The sequence below is a fragment of the Aliiruegeria haliotis genome, from assembly GCF_003003255.1.
Taxonomy (GTDB): Bacteria; Pseudomonadota; Alphaproteobacteria; order Rhodobacterales; family Rhodobacteraceae; genus Tropicimonas; species Tropicimonas haliotis.
On record NZ_PVTD01000001.1, the window covers coordinates 597,492 to 613,437 of the forward strand.

Annotated in this window: 13 protein-coding genes; 6 read left to right on the forward strand and 7 right to left on the reverse strand. The window is 64.9% G+C overall.

Features of this window, described 5'->3' with window-relative positions:
• Window positions 1-110: 110 nt before the first annotated feature.
• Window positions 111-1,520, reverse strand: coding sequence for a bifunctional enoyl-CoA hydratase/phosphate acetyltransferase (locus CLV78_RS02655; protein ID WP_106203204.1), 1,410 nt, complete (start codon window positions 1,518-1,520; stop codon window positions 111-113).
• Window positions 1,521-1,722: 202 nt separating this feature from the next.
• On the opposite strand from CLV78_RS02655, the gene prfB reads away from it, so the two are divergent.
• A complete protein-coding gene (gene prfB, locus CLV78_RS02660) occupies window positions 1,723-2,844 on the forward strand; it encodes a peptide chain release factor 2 (protein WP_106203205.1) in 1,122 nt (373 codons plus the stop codon).
• Between the two features lie 138 nt (window positions 2,845-2,982).
• Here prfB and CLV78_RS02665 read toward each other — a convergent pair whose 3' ends face one another.
• On the reverse strand, window positions 2,983-4,050 hold the full coding sequence (locus CLV78_RS02665; protein WP_106203206.1) for a PLP-dependent cysteine synthase family protein: 1,068 nt from the start codon (window positions 4,048-4,050) through the stop codon (window positions 2,983-2,985).
• 227 nt (window positions 4,051-4,277) lie between these two features.
• On the opposite strand from CLV78_RS02665, the gene CLV78_RS02670 reads away from it, so the two are divergent.
• Complete coding sequence (locus CLV78_RS02670; protein ID WP_106203207.1) at window positions 4,278-5,060, forward strand: DUF2189 domain-containing protein; 783 nt, start codon at window positions 4,278-4,280, stop codon at window positions 5,058-5,060.
• A gap of 61 nt (window positions 5,061-5,121) precedes the next feature.
• Window positions 5,122-6,033, forward strand: a complete 912-nt coding sequence (locus CLV78_RS02675; protein ID WP_106203208.1) for a class I SAM-dependent methyltransferase — start codon at window positions 5,122-5,124, stop codon at window positions 6,031-6,033.
• A 57-nt stretch (window positions 6,034-6,090) separates the two neighbouring features.
• Here CLV78_RS02675 and CLV78_RS02680 read toward each other — a convergent pair whose 3' ends face one another.
• The gene (locus CLV78_RS02680) at window positions 6,091-7,503 is read right to left on the reverse strand and encodes an alanine/glycine:cation symporter family protein (protein WP_106203209.1); all 1,413 of its coding nucleotides are present in this window, start codon (window positions 7,501-7,503) and stop codon (window positions 6,091-6,093) included.
• A gap of 349 nt (window positions 7,504-7,852) precedes the next feature.
• On the opposite strand from CLV78_RS02680, the gene CLV78_RS02685 reads away from it, so the two are divergent.
• Complete coding sequence (locus tag CLV78_RS02685) at window positions 7,853-8,317, forward strand: NUDIX hydrolase (RefSeq protein WP_106203210.1); 465 nt, start codon at window positions 7,853-7,855, stop codon at window positions 8,315-8,317.
• A 97-nt stretch (window positions 8,318-8,414) separates the two neighbouring features.
• Here CLV78_RS02685 and CLV78_RS02690 read toward each other — a convergent pair whose 3' ends face one another.
• The 3 genes from CLV78_RS02690 to CLV78_RS02700 all read right to left on the reverse strand — a co-directional run bounded on the left by CLV78_RS02690 (window position 8,415) and on the right by CLV78_RS02700 (window position 11,756).
• A complete protein-coding gene (locus CLV78_RS02690) occupies window positions 8,415-8,909 on the reverse strand; it encodes a bactofilin family protein (RefSeq protein ID WP_106203211.1) in 495 nt (164 codons plus the stop codon).
• Complete coding sequence (locus CLV78_RS02695) at window positions 8,899-10,218, reverse strand: M23 family metallopeptidase (RefSeq protein WP_106203212.1); 1,320 nt, start codon at window positions 10,216-10,218, stop codon at window positions 8,899-8,901. Before CLV78_RS02695 ends, CLV78_RS02690 begins: the two co-directional genes overlap by 11 nt.
• A gap of 707 nt (window positions 10,219-10,925) precedes the next feature.
• Window positions 10,926-11,756, reverse strand: coding sequence for a ferritin-like domain-containing protein (locus CLV78_RS02700; protein ID WP_245924810.1), 831 nt, complete (start codon window positions 11,754-11,756; stop codon window positions 10,926-10,928).
• Window positions 11,757-11,987: 231 nt separating this feature from the next.
• On the opposite strand from CLV78_RS02700, the gene rocF reads away from it, so the two are divergent.
• Window positions 11,988-12,923 (forward strand): arginase, encoded by a 936-nt coding sequence (rocF, locus tag CLV78_RS02705; protein WP_211300948.1) that lies wholly within the window; start codon window positions 11,988-11,990, stop codon window positions 12,921-12,923.
• Between the two features lie 526 nt (window positions 12,924-13,449).
• Here rocF and infC read toward each other — a convergent pair.
• Entirely contained in the window at window positions 13,450-13,995 is a 546-nt protein-coding gene (gene infC / locus CLV78_RS02710; RefSeq protein WP_106203214.1) for a translation initiation factor IF-3, read from the reverse strand.
• A 251-nt stretch (window positions 13,996-14,246) separates the two neighbouring features.
• Between infC and CLV78_RS02715 the strand changes: the two genes are divergently transcribed.
• Window positions 14,247-15,872 (forward strand): hypothetical protein, encoded by a 1,626-nt coding sequence (locus CLV78_RS02715; protein WP_106203215.1) that lies wholly within the window; start codon window positions 14,247-14,249, stop codon window positions 15,870-15,872.
• Window positions 15,873-15,946: the final 74 nt, after the last annotated feature.

Consider the following 15,946-nt stretch of genomic DNA (forward strand, 5'->3'; position numbering starts at 1 on the left):
GGACAGGGAGCCGATCGGTCGTGCGTTCAGGTTGGGCGCGACGTCACAACCGCGCGTTGCCACAAGTACGTGTAGCCCGCTGGGGCGCGCGCCCCGGCGGGCGCGTGCCGCTACTGTGCCGCTGCCCGCGCAGGCAGCCTGCCGGACAGCCGGGCCTCGTGCAGGGCGGCGACGGCGCAGGAGGCCAGCCGCGCCTCATCCCCGTCCGCGCGAGATGTCAGGATGATCGGCACCTTGGCGCCCAGCACCACTCCGGCGCCCTCGGCCTTGGCGATATAGGTGAGTTGCTTGGCGATCATGTTGCCCGCGTCGAGATTGGGCGCGACGAGGATCTGCGCGCGCCCCGCGACCTGCGAGGTGATGCCCTTGGTGCGCGCGGCAGCAAGGTCGACGGCGTTGTCCATGGCCAGCGGACCGTCCACCAGCCCGCCGTGAATCTGGCCACGCTCTGCCATCTTGGACAGCAGTGCCGCGTCGGTGGAGGACGGGATCTGCGGGTTGACCGTCTCCACTGCCGACAGCACGCCGACCTTCGGTTCGTCAATGCCAAGCGAAATCGCCAGGTCGATGGCGTTCTGCACGATGTCGACCTTTGTCGGCAGGTCCGGGGCAATGTTGATCGCCGCGTCGGTCACCAGCAACGGATGCGGCAGGGAGGGCACGTCCATGACAAAGACATGCGTGAAGCGCCGCCCGGCGCGCAGCCCGTTCGGTTTGCGCAGCGCGGCGCGGAGCAGGTCATCGGTGTGCAGATGACCCTTCATCAACGCCTGCGCGCGGCCAGCGTTGACGATATCCACCGAAAGCGCCGCCGCCTGGGCGTGGTCCTGTGCCTCGACCAACTCGATCCCGGCGAGGCTTTCACCAAGCTCCGCCGCCGCTTCGGCAATCTTGTCCGGAGCGCCCACGAGGATCGGCTCGATGATGCCCTTGTCCCGTGCCAGCAAGGCGCCGCCGAGGGAATTGGGCTCCTCCGGCGCAACAATCGCGGTCACGGTTGCCGGGATGCCGTCGACTGTCTCCATGAGCGCCTCGAAATGGCGGTGGCGTTGTACGACCAGCCCGGGGACATGAAGATCGTCGAAGCCGAGTTTCACCGTGGGGGCGGTGACGACCGCCGTACCGCGCACCAGAAGTGCGCCGTCGGAGGTTCGACTGACGGTAGTGTCCAGCACCACGTCGCCATTGTCACGCTTCTCTGTCACGCGGACCTTCGATATCAGCTCGTCCCCGGCATGGGCGCGTTCGAGGAACTCGAAGCTCTGGCTGCGGTAGAGCGTACCGGCGCCGGGCAGGATGTTTCCGAGCACCGCAGAGATCAGGGATCCGACCCACATCGCGGGCGCCACAGCCTCCGGCTCACCGTCACCGTCTCCGTCATGTTCGGCCAGGTGCATCGGGTTGTGGTTTCCGGAGGCATTGGCAAACACGTAGAAATCATCCTCCGTGCAGATCCGGACAAGCTCCGCCTCGTCGCCGGGAGAAAGCTCCTCAAGGGGGTGGTTTTCCGTGATCTTCATCCCTGGTCCTTCCAATGGTTGCTGGCTCGGTCATGCCACGGCGCGATCCCGACCGCGACTCTTTCGTGGCGATACCGCCCGGTTGGTCGCCCCACCGGGTGGCCGGGCAGGGCGGGTGCCGCCGCCTTGCTGGCCGCAGCGCCCGCTTGCTTGCCCCGCTGACGGCGGCGCGCTATGAGGCAGGTCTACCACGGAGACTTTCATGCGCGCCGAAACCCAGAATACCGTTGATGCGATCCGCAATTCCCTGACCCTTCTGGGCCAGCGGATGGATCTGGAGACCGCCGACCACCGGTTGGAGGAATTCAACGCGCGGGTGGAGGATCCGACGCTCTGGGACAACCCGGAGGCCGCGCAGAAGCTGATGCGGGAGCGGCAGATGCTGGTGGATTCCATCGCAGTCTACAAGGGCATCGCGCAGGAGCTCGAAGACAACATCGAGCTGATCGAGCTGGGCGAGATGGAAGAGGATGCAGAGGTCGTCGCGGAAGCCGAGGCCGCGCTCACCACTCTGGCGGCGCGGGCCGCGGAGAAGGAACTGGAGGCGTTGCTCAACGGAGAGGCCGACGGCAATGACACCTTCCTTGAGATCAATGCCGGTGCCGGTGGGACCGAGGCCTGCGACTGGGCGCAGATGCTGCAACGGATGTATGTCCGCTGGGCGGAGAAGCGCGGTTACAAGGTCGAGCTGCAATCGGAGGAAGCGGGCACCGAGGCGGGGATCAAATCCGCCGCCTACAAGATCTCGGGCGCCAACGCCTATGGCTGGCTGAAATCGGAAAGCGGCGTGCATCGCCTCGTGCGGATCTCTCCCTTCGGCAAGGGCACGCGGGAGACCTCCTTTGCGTCTGTCTGGGTCTATCCGGTGGTCGACGACAATATCGAGATCGAGGTGAACCCGGCCGATATCCGGCTCGACACCTATCGCTCCTCGGGGGCGGGCGGTCAGCACGTCAACACCACCGACTCGGCCGTGCGGATCACCCACCTGCCGACCGGCATTGTCGTGACCTCTTCCGAGAAGTCGCAGCACCAGAACCGCGACATTGCCATGAAGGCCCTGAAATCAAGGCTTTACCAGATGGAGCTCGACCGCCGCAACGAGGCGATCAACGAGGCGCACGCCGCCAAGGGCTCGGCGGGCTGGGGCAACCAGATCCGCTCCTACGTGTTGCAGCCCTACCAGATGGTGAAGGACCTGCGCACCAATCACGAGACCTCGGACACGGCCGGGGTGCTTGACGGCGACCTGGACGGCTTCATGGCCGCCACGCTGGCGATGAATGTCGCCGGCAAGAGCCGCAGCGAAGCCCAGGCCGACTAGGGCGAAGCGCAGCAACCAACTCTCAGTTGCCGGTCCGGCTTTGCCTGGCCACCGAAACCCGCTTGCCACCAGAAGACGTGCGCGAACTTGTGTTCGGGCGGTGGGCCGAGTGCGTCGGCACCCGGCCCGGACAGCCACTCAGAGCGGGGTCGATGCGGCGATTTCCTTTTCCTCTTCGCTCATCTCTTCGGGGATGCCCTCGAACAGCGGAGTGGAGAGGTATCGCTCGCCCGTGTCCGGCAACATGCACAGAATCACCGAGCCCTCGGGCGCAGATTTCGCGGTTTCGATTGCGGCGGCGAAGGTCGCGCCGCCGGAGATGCCGGTGAAGATCCCTTCCTCGGCTGCCAGCCGGCGTGACCAGGTGACGCCATCGGGACCCGACGCCGGAACCAGCCCGTCGTAATAGGCGCCGTCCACCGCCTCTTGCAACACCAGCGGAATGAAGTCGGGCGTCCAGCCCTGGATGACATGGGCCTCGAAGGCGGGGTGCTTCGCCGCCGGGGCGCCGGTCTCGTCGCGCTCCTGCCCATTGCCCGAGCCCAGAAGCTGGGCGTTGGCCGGTTCGGAGAGGATGATCTTCGTTTCCGGCCGCTCCTTGCGCAATACCCGCCCGATTCCGGTGACGGTGCCGCCGGTGCCATAGCCCGTCACCACGTAGTCCAGCCGCGTGTCGGCGAAATCGGCCAGGATTTCCCGCGCGGTCGTCGCCTCGTGAATATCGGCATTTGCCTCGGTTTCGAACTGCCGGGCGAGGAACCAGCCGTGGGCATTGGCGAGCTCGGTCGCTTTCCGGACCATACCGACAGCACCGTTCGCCTTCGGGGTCAGGACGACCTTCGCGCCGAGCATCCGCATCAGCCGGCGCCGTTCCACCGAAAACCCGTCATGCATGGTGACGACCAAGGGGTATCCCTTCTGGGCGCAGACCATGGCCAACCCGATACCGGTATTGCCCGAGGTCGCCTCGACCACCGTCTGGCCCGGCTTCAGCGTGCCGGCACGTTCTGCCGCCTCGATGATGTTCACCGCCAGACGGTCCTTCACGGAGGCCGCGGGGTTGAACGCCTCAGCCTTCACGTAGAGCGTCACATGCTCGGGAGCGAGCTTGTTGATGCGGATCACCGGCGTGTCGCCGATCGTGTCCAGAACCGTGTCGTACCTGCGTCCGCGGCCCGCGGTCTGCCGAATTCCGTTCTCCGCCATGGGAATGCTCCTTTGGTTAAATTGCATCGGTGTCGGCGACCAACATATGCGAACTCGGCCCCGATCGCCGCAGGACCGGCGGCGAAAAGGAAAAACGACACGAAAAACTATGGATTCAGGTCGTTCTCCCGGTTTCTTCACGCGAGGGCGAAGAAATTCCGTGCATCCCCCGACAGATCGGGCATTCTTTCCGGGATGTTTGCCACGCCAGGGAGGGGAGGCCCGACATGACAGACACCAGCGGGATCAAGGCGTCACCGCGCCCGGACATTGCGGAGCTCGACCGCAGCGATCTCGCCTATGCGCTCGACATGGGCTGGAAAGATTTTCGCCGCGCGCCGGGTTTCGGGCTGGTGTTCAGTGCCGTCTACGTGCTCGGCGGGCTGTTCATGATGTTCATTTCCAGCGGCTTCGTGACCCAGACGCTGATCCTCGCGCTCGGGTTTCCGCTCGTGGCGCCATTCGCGGCCGTGGGGCTCTACGAGACCAGCCGCAGGATCGAGAACAACCAGCCGCTCGACCTCTACCAGATCTTCGGCGTGATCTGGAAAGAGAAAGACCGCCAGATCCCCTGGGCGGGCGCGATCATCGTGATCTACTTCCTGTTCTATTCCTTCCTTGCCCACATGATCTTTGCGCTGTTCATGGGGCTCAGCGTGATGACGAACGTCACCTCCTCGCTCGATGTGTTCCTGACCGCGAACGGGCTGACAATGATCGCGGTCGAACTGGTGGTCGGCGGCGTCCTTGCCTTCATCCTGTTCGGGCTCACGGTGTTTTCGCTGCCGCTTCTGGTCGACAAGGAGATCGACTTCATGACGGCGATGCTGCTGAGCTTCGAGGCGGTGCGGGAGAACTTCGCCGTCATGCTTGTCTGGGCGCTGGTGATCGCGATTTGCGTGTTGATGGCGATGCTGCCGCTGTTCCTAGGGCTGTTCGTGGCGCTCCCGGTGCTTGGTCATGCGACATGGCATCTCTATCGACGTGCGCTGATCCACCCGGAGGATTGACCGGAGCGCTTGTTCGCCCTCCTGCGCTGCCCTACAACCGGGCGGAGCGCAGGGAGATCTGATGCAGTACGAGACCGCCGCCCGGATTCTCCGGCTTTTTTCCGCCAATTCCGCCACGCGACAGCTCTATGAATGGTTGGGCAGGGCCCGTGGTCTGGTCGGCCGTGACCAGGACATTAACTGGAAGTACTTCTGGCGGACGCCGATGTTGCTGGAGGCATTGCGGCGGCACGGGATCCTGACACCGGGGATGCGCGCGCTGGAGATCGGCACCGGCTGGTTCCACTGGGAAGCTCTGATGTTGCGCAACGAGGTGCCCTGCGAGGTCACGTTGTATGACGTGGTCGACAAGCGCCGCCCGACCCGGATGCAAAGGTTCCTTCAGCAACTTTCGGATTCGGAAGTGCGCGAACGGCTCGGGTTGGAGAATGCCGACGGGGCGGCATTGATGCAGCAGGCCGCGGCTGCGGCGTCGCCGGCAGAGTTGTACGAGATGCTCGGGTTTTCCTACGCCGCGGACCCATCGGGCAAGATGCCGGGCCTTCCCGACGCGGCCTACGATCTGCTGGTCAGCAGCGACGTCGGCGAACACCTGATCCGCGACCACATCCCCGACATCCTGCGCCGCTGGTTCGAGGTGACCCGGCCGGGCGGCTATGGCTATCACCTCATCGTGCTGGTGGACCACCTTCGGATCTATGCGAAGGACGCCCATGAGAAGCAATACCTGACCTATGACCGGCAGGAGTTCCTCGGCCGGATCAACAACGCCGTGCAATACGTCAATACCTTGCAGGTGCCGGAATACCGGGAGGCCTTCGAGACCGCAGGCTTCGAGATCCTGGAGATGACGCCCGTCGGGACCTGCGATCTGGACCGGATTGACGTGCATCCGAGTTGGAGCGACTTCAGCGCCGAGGATCTGTCCTGCACGGTCTTGCAGGTCGTGGTCCGCAGGCCGCTGCAACCCTAGCGCGCAGGCCCGGGGGATCGGCTGGCGTCGGTCCTGCTGCCGGGACGGGACATGGGATCACTTCCAGATTTCGGGGTCGATCCCGTCGCCAAGTCCCTCGTGCCGGGCGATATGGAACTTTGGTACACTGCCCGCCTTGCGCTGTTCGATGTAGTCCCGCGTCAGTCGCACAACCTGCCCGGACAGCAGCACGATCGCTACCAGGTTGATCGAGGCCATGAGCCCCATCGAGGCATCGGCGGCGTTGAAAACGGTCGCAACGCTTTGCAGCGAGCCCCAGACCACCATCGCCAGCACCGCGCAGCGCATGATGGTGAGCCCGGGCCCCCGGCGCAGGCCAAGGAAAACCACGGCGTTCTCCGCATAGGAGTAGTTGCCGATGATCGAGGTGAAGGCGAAGAAGAAGATCGCCACGGCGATGAAGTAGGCGCCGAACCATCCGACGTGTTCCTCCAGCGCGTCCTGCGTCAGGGCCATGCCGGTCACGCCGTTTTCATGTACGAGGATGCCGGACAGCAGGATGATGATTGCCGTGCAGGTGCAGATCACCAGCGTGTCGATAAACACGCCAAGGGCCTGCACGAACCCTTGCGAGGCGGGGTGATGCGGTTCGGGCACCGCGACGGCCGCGATATTGGGCGCCGAGCCCATGCCGGCCTCGTTGGAGAACAGGCCGCGTTTCACCCCGTTCATCATCGCCGCCATGACACCGCCGGTGACACCGCCCACCGCCTCGTCCAGCCCGAAGGCATTGGCCAGGATGTTGGAGAGCACGGCAGGCACCTGCCCGATGTTCATGACCAGAATCGCGAGCGCCAGCAGCAGGTAGATACCGGCCATGAAAGGCACCACGATCTCGGCCACCCGCGCGATCTTCCGAACCCCGCCGAAGATCACGATGCCGGCAAGCGCCGCGATCCCGATGCCGCTCACAAGCTCCGGTACTGCAAAGGCACCCTTCATGGCGCCTGCGATGGCGTTGGCCTGCACGGCGTTGAAAACCAACCCGAAGGAGATCAGCAGGCAGATTGCGAAGACGATCCCGGCCCAGCGGGCGCCGAGCCCGTTGGTGATATAGACCGCCGGTCCGCCCCGATACATGCCGTGCGGTCCGCGCACCTTGTAGAGTTGGGCCAGTAGGCTTTCGGCATAGGCGGTTGCCATGCCGACCAGCGCAACGATCCACATCCAGAAGATCGCACCCGGACCACCGAGGTAGAGCGCCACGGCCACGCCGGCCATGTTGCCGGTGCCGACACGGCTCGCCAGTGAAACGGTCAGCGCCTGCAACGGCGTGATGCCGTTCTTTGTTGCTTCGCCGGAGCCGGTAACACAGCGGATCATCTCGCGGAAATGCAGGAACTGGATGAAGCCCAGTCGGATCGTGAAATAGAGGCCGACCGCAAGCAGGCCGTAGAGGAGGATATAGCTCCAGAAAACCGTGTTCAGGAAATTGATGATTGAATCCATGTGACTGTCCCAAATTGAATGCTGTCCGGGGCAGGGCGGATGGTGACCATCCGGCCAGTGTGGGCAAAGTAGTAACAGCCTAGGTCAGGCTTGGGCGCGCCGCAAAGAAAAACCCGACGAGGCACGTTCGGAGCCGCGCCTCGTTGTGGCCCGATGGTGCGCTACCGTGGCGATGAAGGCGCCCTGCCGTGGCTTGTACGGTCGTCGGGGGCAGTATCCAAACGGCCGATGGCGGCGGAAGCGGCCAGTGCGCGTGCACTCGTGGCGTTTGAGACCGATCCCTCCCTGCTGGTTTCATCGCGGCAATGCCCCTGACACGCTGGCGCGACTGCAAGCATCAGGGGCGATCATGCAAGAAATCCCGATACGCGCCTTTGGCGTTTCGCTCTTTGCCATTCGGGTGACGGACCTCCCCCACGAGGTTCTGCTGCTCGAACGCATCGAGTCGCTGGTGAGAGAGTGGTGCCAGGTGGCGGGCGGTATCGCGCCGGGCGAAACCGCCTGGCAGGCGGCGCTGCGGGAGCTTGAGGAGGAAACCGGGGTGACGCCCGACGCCCTCTATTCGGCCGACACCTGCGAGCAGTTCTACGAGGCGGATCGGGACCGGATCACGATCTTCCCGGTGTTCGTCGCCATCGTCGATGCTTCGGCGGAGGTCGTGCTCAACCATGAGCACAGCGCGTATCGCTGGGTTGGTTTCGACGAAGCGGCCGAAATGGTTGCCTTCGGCGGCCAAAGGCGGGTTCTGCGCTGGATCGAGGAGGAGTTTGTGAAAAGGCGCCCCAGCAGGCACTTGCGCATCGCGTTCTCCTGACAGCGGGGCCACCGCCGACATTGAAAAGGCGGAGCCCTGTGGCCCCGCCTCGCAACGTCTTGCAGGCGCCCCGGGGGGCGTCCGTTCCGAAAGGTCCCTAGTCCTGGGTCGCCGGCTTCGGCGCGCGCGTGGCGCCGGTGCTCAGCGGATCGTCCTGGCGCTGGACGGAGCCTTCGAAATGGGCACCGCTCTCTATGGCGATGGTCTTGTGGATGATGTCGCCTTCGACTTTGGCGGTCGAGGTCAGGCGCACTTTCAGGCCACGCACGCGTCCGATGATGCGTCCGTTGATCACCACGTCGTCGGCAACGCATTCGCCGCGGATGGTGGCGTTCTCGCCGATCGTCAACAGGTGGGCGCGGATGTCGCCCTCGACGGTGCCCTCGACCTGGATGTCGCCAGTGGTCTTCAGGTTGCCGGTGATGGTCAGATCCGAGGAAAGGACCGATGCCGGCGGCTTTGCCTTGGGGGCTGCGGGCTTGGTGTCCATTGTGGGCATGGCTCCCGGTTTCTTGGCTGCTGCCTCGGGCGCCTTTGCTGTCTCGGTGTCCTTTGCCGGGCCAGGCTCGTTGATTCGGCTCTTAGAAAACATCTTTGGCTGCCTTGATGAAGTTCATAGGATTCGTGGGCCTTCCGTTCACCCTGACCTCGTAGTGGAGGTGCGTTCCGGTCGACCGTCCGGTGCTTCCCATATCACCGATCCGCTGGCCTTTCGAGACCCTTTGACCTTCCTTGACGCGCAGACGCGACATGTGGGCATACCACGTCTCGATGCCGAACTCGTGGCGGACCTTGACCATGCGCCCGAAACCGCTGTGCCAGCCGGCCTTGATCACCACGCCGTCGGCCGTTGCATAGATCGGCGTGCCGTGGCTGGCGGCGAAATCGGCCCCGTTGTGCATGCGGCCCCAGCGCGGGCCATAGCCCGAGGTGAAGCGGTACGCGCCCTTGAGCGGCATGGCGAAAGGCGCCTTTTCGGCGGCAATCCGGTAGAGGTTCATCCGGTCGAGCCCCTTGAGCAGCGTGTTTGCACGGGCTTCGTCGGGGGAGGGTTCGACACCCTTCGTGGAGAAGGTGATCGGCGTCAGCGGGCCACCCTGACCCGAGTAGCCGCGCTTGACGGCATCGAGCAGCGTCGAGGGCGGCAGACCGGCCTTGGTAAACATCTTCTCAAGCGGCTCGACGGAGACGGTTAGCGCCTCCTCGAGCTGGGTGAATATCTTGTCGTTGCGGTCGAGGACGAGGTCGCGCTCGTATTCGGCAGCCTCTGCCTCCTCCAGCGCCAGTTCGGCCTGTTCGGCCATCTCGTCGCGCTCCGCAGCGGTCGTCTCCAGCGCGGCGTTGAGGAAGGTCAGCGTCTGCTCCACCTCGGCCAGCGCGTAGGCTTCGCCCTCGGTCTCGGACTGGCCTTCAAGCGTCGCCACCAGCTCGTCATGACTGGCCTGTGCCGCGTCGCGGTCCTTCATCGCGCGGCGGAGCGTGGCTTGCACGACACCGATGCCGGTTTCCAGCTCGCGACGCTTGTCTTCCGACGCGAGCAGTTTCGACTGCATCTGGGAGATCTGGCCGAGCGCCGCGTTGAATCGTTGGTGCGCCGCGAGCGCCTCTTCCTCGGCGGCTTCGCGCGCCATCGACAATGCGTTCAGCCGCTCCTCGTAGAGCGCCTGGTCGCGGCGTGCCTGTTCCCGGATGTTGCCCGCGCCGATCGATTCCATGAGCAGAACCGAAGAGGCGACGATCGCCCAGGCAACGGTCGCGGCGGAGCCGAAGAGCACCAGTGCCTGCGTGCCGGGGCGGAGGCGGATGAAGCGGGTTTCACGGTCGGAGCGGAGAAAAAGCCGCCGTTCCGGAAACCATCGTTCGAAGAAATTGTGAACACGATCATTAAAGCGTGTGCGCAAGGTTCATCCCCGTAGTTGTTTTTGCCGGTTTTTTTTCTTGTCCCGTTCCATCCGCATCCCCACGGACAGCCAGCGATTTCAGGGGTTAAGGTGCGGAACCGTGGTGCGCAAGTTTTTTGGGCAGGCGCGCCCATTTCGGCACAGTGGCGCCGCCAGGACCGGCAAGAAACCGCCGATGCGTCAGGGGTGCTGACGAACCTTGCCTGCAATTTGGGCAGTCTGTGAATCTCTGCGGGGCGCGGCGGTGCAATCGCCTTTGCTTTCTCACCTGACTGTCCCGGTGCAGCTGGGAGGGCGGGATGGACCTCGGTCACCGCGGCTGTATGTCGACGTCTGGCCACAGGGAACCCCGTACCGGCTCAGGAAAGATGCTGGAAGCGAGACGGCCGAAATTCAGCGTGGGCAACACGATGAAGCAGAATGGAGCGAAGCGCCGCCTGTGGCGGACCGGGGATCCGGCGGATCGTCGGTGCCGTCAGACCCATGAGGCGGACGGGATCAATGGTCGTGGCTTGGTTCGGCAAGACCTGGACTAGATCCACGTCTGTCCATCGTCAGGGCAAAGATATTGCCGGAGTCGCCGCCAAGTTCAAAGGTGCCACGTCGAAGACCGGCGCGAGACAGAACAGCATCCCGTGCGCTCATTGGAAAAGGCCGGTCTGGCACATTGATCCGTCCGATTTTTCCGGGCGGCTCCGGCACGACCTTCAGCCTTGCCGGTTCCCATGGGGCGTTTCCTCGGCCAGCGGCCAGTAGAAATCGGGCGGGATCCCGGCTTCCGCACGCTTCTCTTCGTTGAAGGGGGGCTTCAGCGCCCCGTGGAAGTAGCGTTTCACGAGGTCATGGAAGACGATCACCGGATCGCGGTCCTCCCGACCGCACAGGAAATGGAACCACTTGGAGCCATAGGCAACGTGGTGGACCTCCTCGGCATAGATCACGTCAAGCGCCGCGAGGGTCTGGCTGTCGCCGGCCTTTCGGAAAATCTCGATCATGCCGGGGGTGACATCGAGCCCGCGCGCTTCGAGAACCATCGGGACGACGGCCAGCCGACCCAACAGGTCCTCGGCGGTGTCCTCCGCGGCCCGCCACATGCCGGCATGGGCGGGAAGGGCGCCATACTGGCTGCCCTGTGCTTCAAGACAGTCGCATATCAGGTTGAAATGCTTTGATTCCTCGTCGGCGGACTTGACCCAGTCGTCATAAAATCCCATCGGCATCGGCACATGGCCGAAGCGGGCGATGATGTCCCAGTGCAGATCCACGGCGTTCAGTTCGATATGTGCAACCGCGTGCAGCATGGCGATGCGCCCCTGTGGCGAACCGGGGCGCCGGCGGGGAACATCGCGCGGATCGAGCAACTCCGGCTTGTCGGGTCTGGCGGGGCGAAGGGGTGGCGTCGCGGTGCCGACCTCGATCACGTCACCGGTTGCGCGTGCGGCGCGCCAGGTCTCGGCGTGGCGCTGGGACAGCGCGGTCTTTTCCCGGCCGTCGGCGGTGGTGAGGACCTCGCAGGCCATCTCGGTCAGGGTGGGCATGTCGGCTCCTCGCTGTCGGTGCGGGCAGGTCTAGCGCGGCAAATGCGCAAGGGAAACCGGTTTGCGGGCCGGGGTGGGGCGACAGGACGGGGCCTGCCCGGCGCACGATGCCCCGGCGGGACGTCCCCGGGAAACGGGTTGCCCTGTCGCGGCCGTTTTCCTAGAACCCGGCGCAATGGAAACGCCCCCGTAGCCACGCAGCCTTCGGCGCGAGGAGGGGCAATCAGGATCATTTCAATGGAAAGGATCGTTCTGCTGGGGGCCCCGGTGGAAGAGGGCAGCGGTCGGCGCGGCTGCCTCATGGGCCCCGATGCCTACCGCACGGCCGGGATCGTGGACGAGTTGCAGGCGCTCGGGTTCGAGGTCGAGGATCGCGGAAACGCCACGCCCCACGCCGCCCCCGATGCCGTGTCGGACCATGGCCACCTGAAGGCGTTGCGTGCGGTGGCGGGCTGGACGCGGAGCCTGCATGCCTGTGCGCTGGAACTGGCACAGGGACCTGCGTTCCCGATCTATCTCGGTGGCGACCACAGCCTGTCGCTGGGCACGGTCGCCGGCCACGCCGAAGCCGCACAGGCGCAGGGTCGGCCGCTCTTTGTGCTCTGGCTCGATGCCCATGCCGATTTCAACACGTTCGAGACTAGCCAGAGTGGCAACCTGCATGGCACGCCGCTGGCATTCGTCTGCGGTCAGCCGGGGTTTGACACGCTGCTCGGGCGCCCCATCCCGGCCCGTGTGGATCCGCGCAACGTCTGTATTCTCGGTCTGCGGTCGGTGGATCCGGAGGAGCGTGTGATGGTGCGGGAAGCCGGTGTGGAGGCCCACGACATGCGCGCGATCGACGAACGCGGGATCTCGGCCTTGCTCAAGCCGTTTCTTGCCCGCGTCTCGGCGGCGGGCGGCTTGCTGCATGTGAGCCTCGATGTCGACTTCATCGAGCCCGGTATCGCGCCGGCTGTCGGCACCACGGTTCCGGGGGGCACCACCTTCCGGGAGGCGCATCTGGTGATGGAGATGTTGCATGACAGCCAGCTTGTCACCTCGCTCGACCTCGTGGAACTGAACCCTTTCCTCGACAACCGGGGCAAGACGGCGCGGCTGATGGTGGACCTGACGGCCAGCCTGTTCGGACGCCAGGTTCTGGACCGTCCGACCCGGAGCTTCTGACACCGCGGGCCGGTGGCCTCTCCCGGTTCCGGCCCGGGTGGTGCGTTTTGCCCGAGGGTCCGCGTCTCGCAGGGCAGGCCCTGTGACACCGCGTGGCACTGCCGTGTTGGTAGCCGTCGGGGGACGGGGGCGATGGGCAATCCTTCGTCGTGGCAAACGTGCCTGTAGTGCGCCCCGGTGCCGCTTGGCATTCGAAACGATACCGGCGGGCTTTGCCAGATGCCGGGACGCTGTCGACTGGCGGCCGTCGCATAGCAAGGTTGCGCGGTAGCGGTCGCTGCCCGGACTGTCCTGCATCGGCTGGCCCGCGCCGGAGCGGGGCGCAGCAATCTCGTCAGCGGAGCGAATCCGGAGGGATCCGGGCAAGGCGCGGGCAGAGACACGCCGGGCAGTGATCCCTCCGCGAGCGCGACACCGCACAGCGCGAGATTCGGTTCCTGCAAATGACGAAGGCTCCGGCCATCGACCGGAGCCCTCGTTCTCAACCTGGCCGGTGCGGACGCGGGTCACGCACCGGGGTCGCCGGTCACTTGAGGATCGGTCCGATCATCATGACCATCTGGCGGCCTTCCATCTTGGGCATGTTCTCGACCTTGCCCAGTTCCTTGATGTCTTCGGCAACACGTTCCAGAAGCTCCCGGCCAAGGTTCTGGTGCGCCATTTCGCGCCCACGGAACCGCAGGGTGACCTTCACCTTGTCGCCTGCTTCGAGGAAGCGGGTGACGTTGCGCATCTTGACGTCGTAATCATGCGTGTCGGTGTTGGGGCGGAACTTCACCTCCTTCACCTCGATCGTCTTCTGCTTCTTGCGAGCTTCGGATTCGCGCTTCTGCGTCTCGTACTTGTACTTGCCGAAATCCATGATCTTGCAGACCGGCGGCGTGGCATTGGGCGAGATCTCCACCAGGTCCAGACCGACCTGCTCGGCCAGTTCCATTCCACGGGCGGGGGTCACGACACCAACATTCTGGCCCTCGGCGCCGATAAGGCGGATTTCATTGGCCCGGATGCGTCCATTTACGCGGGGGCCGGTGTCACGCTGCGGCGGAGCGTTGTGAGGTCTGCGGGCTATGACGTAGGTCCTTCTGTCATTGCGGAAAAAGTGGCGGGAAGTTAACCAGCCCCGCCCGAAGTTTCAAGATATTTGCGGCGTATGACCGGGGGATGTGCGCTTTGCAAGGAGATAGCGCCCCGTTGCGTCATTCAGCGCTGCCAATTGGGCCGCAAGTCGGGCCGTGTAGGGCTGTTGGCGGCATGGCGGCTTTCGCAGCGATCAGGAGCGGCCTATAGCTGTCTGGCAAGCAGAGCGGAGACAGGGCAGGCATGGAAACGGGCCGTATTTCGGGGGCAGGCCATGGCGCGCGGAGGCGCAGGTCGGCATGGGTGCTGCCATTGCTGGGCGCCAACGCGGCCTTGTTGTTAGTGCTGGTACTGCAACCGATGCCCGTCATGCTGGGGCATTTCATCTACGACGACATGTTCTACTACCTGCGCGTGGCACAGCATATCGCGGCGGGCGAGGGCTCAACCTTCGATGGGACGGCGCCGACGAACGGATATCATCCGGCCTGGATGGCGATATCCGCGCTGCTGGCGCTTGGGCTGTCGGGCGATGGGTTGGTGCGGGCGCTGCTTCTGGTGGGCGCCGCGTTGCAGATCGTGCAGGGGGCAATGCTACACCGGCTTCTGTCGCGGTATACCCGGCCCTGGGTCGCGCTGAGCCACACCGGCTTCTACCTGTTCAACTGGCGCACGATCTCTGCCAACCTCTGTGGGCTGGAGACGCCGCTGGCTGTGGTCACGGTCCTGCTGGTTCTCTCCCTTCTGGATCGTCGGCAGCAGTGCCTAGGCACGCCGGCACAGGCTGCCGGGCTGGGTGCCTTGCTGGGGCTATGCGTCCTGGCACGAATGGATTTGCTGCTGTTCTCCGGTCTGGTGCTGGTCTGGGCCTGGAGCACAGCCATCCTGCGCGACGGAGCCGGCGCCGTCCGGGCGACCGCCCTTGCGACGGTGGCGGGGTTGGTGGCGCTTGCCGTGATCGCGCCATGGATCTGGGCCAGCCTGTCGATCTCCGGCGTGCCACTGCCGAACTCCCGTGTGGCGGTGGACCTGCTTGCCACCGTGCAACTCGATCCGAACGAAAGCGGGAGCCTTGCGGCGGATGTGAAGCGGCAGGTGGCATGGGCGCTGCATCTCCTGCCGGATCTGGCCAATTTCCTCGGCCTCTGGCCGTCCTCGGGGCCGTCGACCATGCTGTCGATCCTGCCCTCGGTTCTGGCGGCGGCGGCGGTTGCGACGATTCTCGTGGCAACCGTTCGGGCCGGGCGGTCGGCGCCGCCGATCGCGATACTCTGCGTGATCTTCGTTGTCGCCCACATGGGCTATTACCTGATCGAGCACCGGATGATCCTGCGATACGTGCTGCCGTCGCTTGCGGGCTTCGTCTTCCTTGTCGGGCTGGCGATGGAGCGCGCCCTGACCGCACCGGACGCTCCGCGGCGGCGACGGCGGGTGATGCAGCGTGGCCTCGCGGTGCTGTTTGCTGTTGCGCTGGTGTCCGGGCTGGATGGCTGGCGAAAGGGGCATGGCGCCACGCGCTACCATGCCTTTCATCCGCTGACGCTGGAAGCCGCGACCTGGGTGAGCGGGGCGCATCCCGGCGCCATTGTCGGCGCGTGGAACGCGGGCATCCTGTCCCATTTTGCCGATGCCGTGGTCGTGAACCTCGACGGGGTGATCAACGACGATGCGCTGGCGGCAATGCAGTCACGGGATATCGACGCCTATATCCAGTCCCGGGGCATTTCGCTGCTGGTCGACGTGCCCGGACAGATCAGCCTTAACCTGGGGCGGTTCGGCGGCGGCGGGGAAGCCGGACCGGAGGTTGCGCGTTTCGGCCGGGAAGACGGTCGCGAAGTTGTTGTGCGGGAGGCACAGCCGCCCTCCTGACACCCGGTTGCCCGACCACAGGCGCAGGGTGGCAGGGTCGACTGGCAAGACAGGGCCGCGCTTGCATCTTTCCG

Excerpts from the sequence above, each read along its gene's own strand:
- CLV78_RS02655 (WP_106203204.1), bottom strand. The coding sequence starts at position 1,520 with ATGAAGATCACGGAAAACCACCCCCTTGAGGAGCTTTCTCCCGGCGAC.
- prfB (WP_106203205.1), top strand. The coding sequence starts at position 1,723 with ATGCGCGCCGAAACCCAGAATACCGTTGATGCGATCCGCAATTCCCTG.
- CLV78_RS02665 (WP_106203206.1), bottom strand. The coding sequence starts at position 4,050 with ATGGCGGAGAACGGAATTCGGCAGACCGCGGGCCGCGGACGCAGGTAC.
- CLV78_RS02670 (WP_106203207.1), top strand. The coding sequence starts at position 4,278 with ATGACAGACACCAGCGGGATCAAGGCGTCACCGCGCCCGGACATTGCG.
- CLV78_RS02675 (WP_106203208.1), top strand. The coding sequence starts at position 5,122 with ATGCAGTACGAGACCGCCGCCCGGATTCTCCGGCTTTTTTCCGCCAAT.
- CLV78_RS02680 (WP_106203209.1), bottom strand. The coding sequence starts at position 7,503 with ATGGATTCAATCATCAATTTCCTGAACACGGTTTTCTGGAGCTATATC.
- CLV78_RS02685 (WP_106203210.1), top strand. The coding sequence starts at position 7,853 with ATGCAAGAAATCCCGATACGCGCCTTTGGCGTTTCGCTCTTTGCCATT.
- CLV78_RS02690 (WP_106203211.1), bottom strand. The coding sequence starts at position 8,909 with ATGTTTTCTAAGAGCCGAATCAACGAGCCTGGCCCGGCAAAGGACACC.
- CLV78_RS02700 (WP_245924810.1), bottom strand. The coding sequence starts at position 11,756 with ATGCCCACCCTGACCGAGATGGCCTGCGAGGTCCTCACCACCGCCGAC.
- CLV78_RS02715 (WP_106203215.1), top strand. The coding sequence starts at position 14,247 with ATGGAAACGGGCCGTATTTCGGGGGCAGGCCATGGCGCGCGGAGGCGC.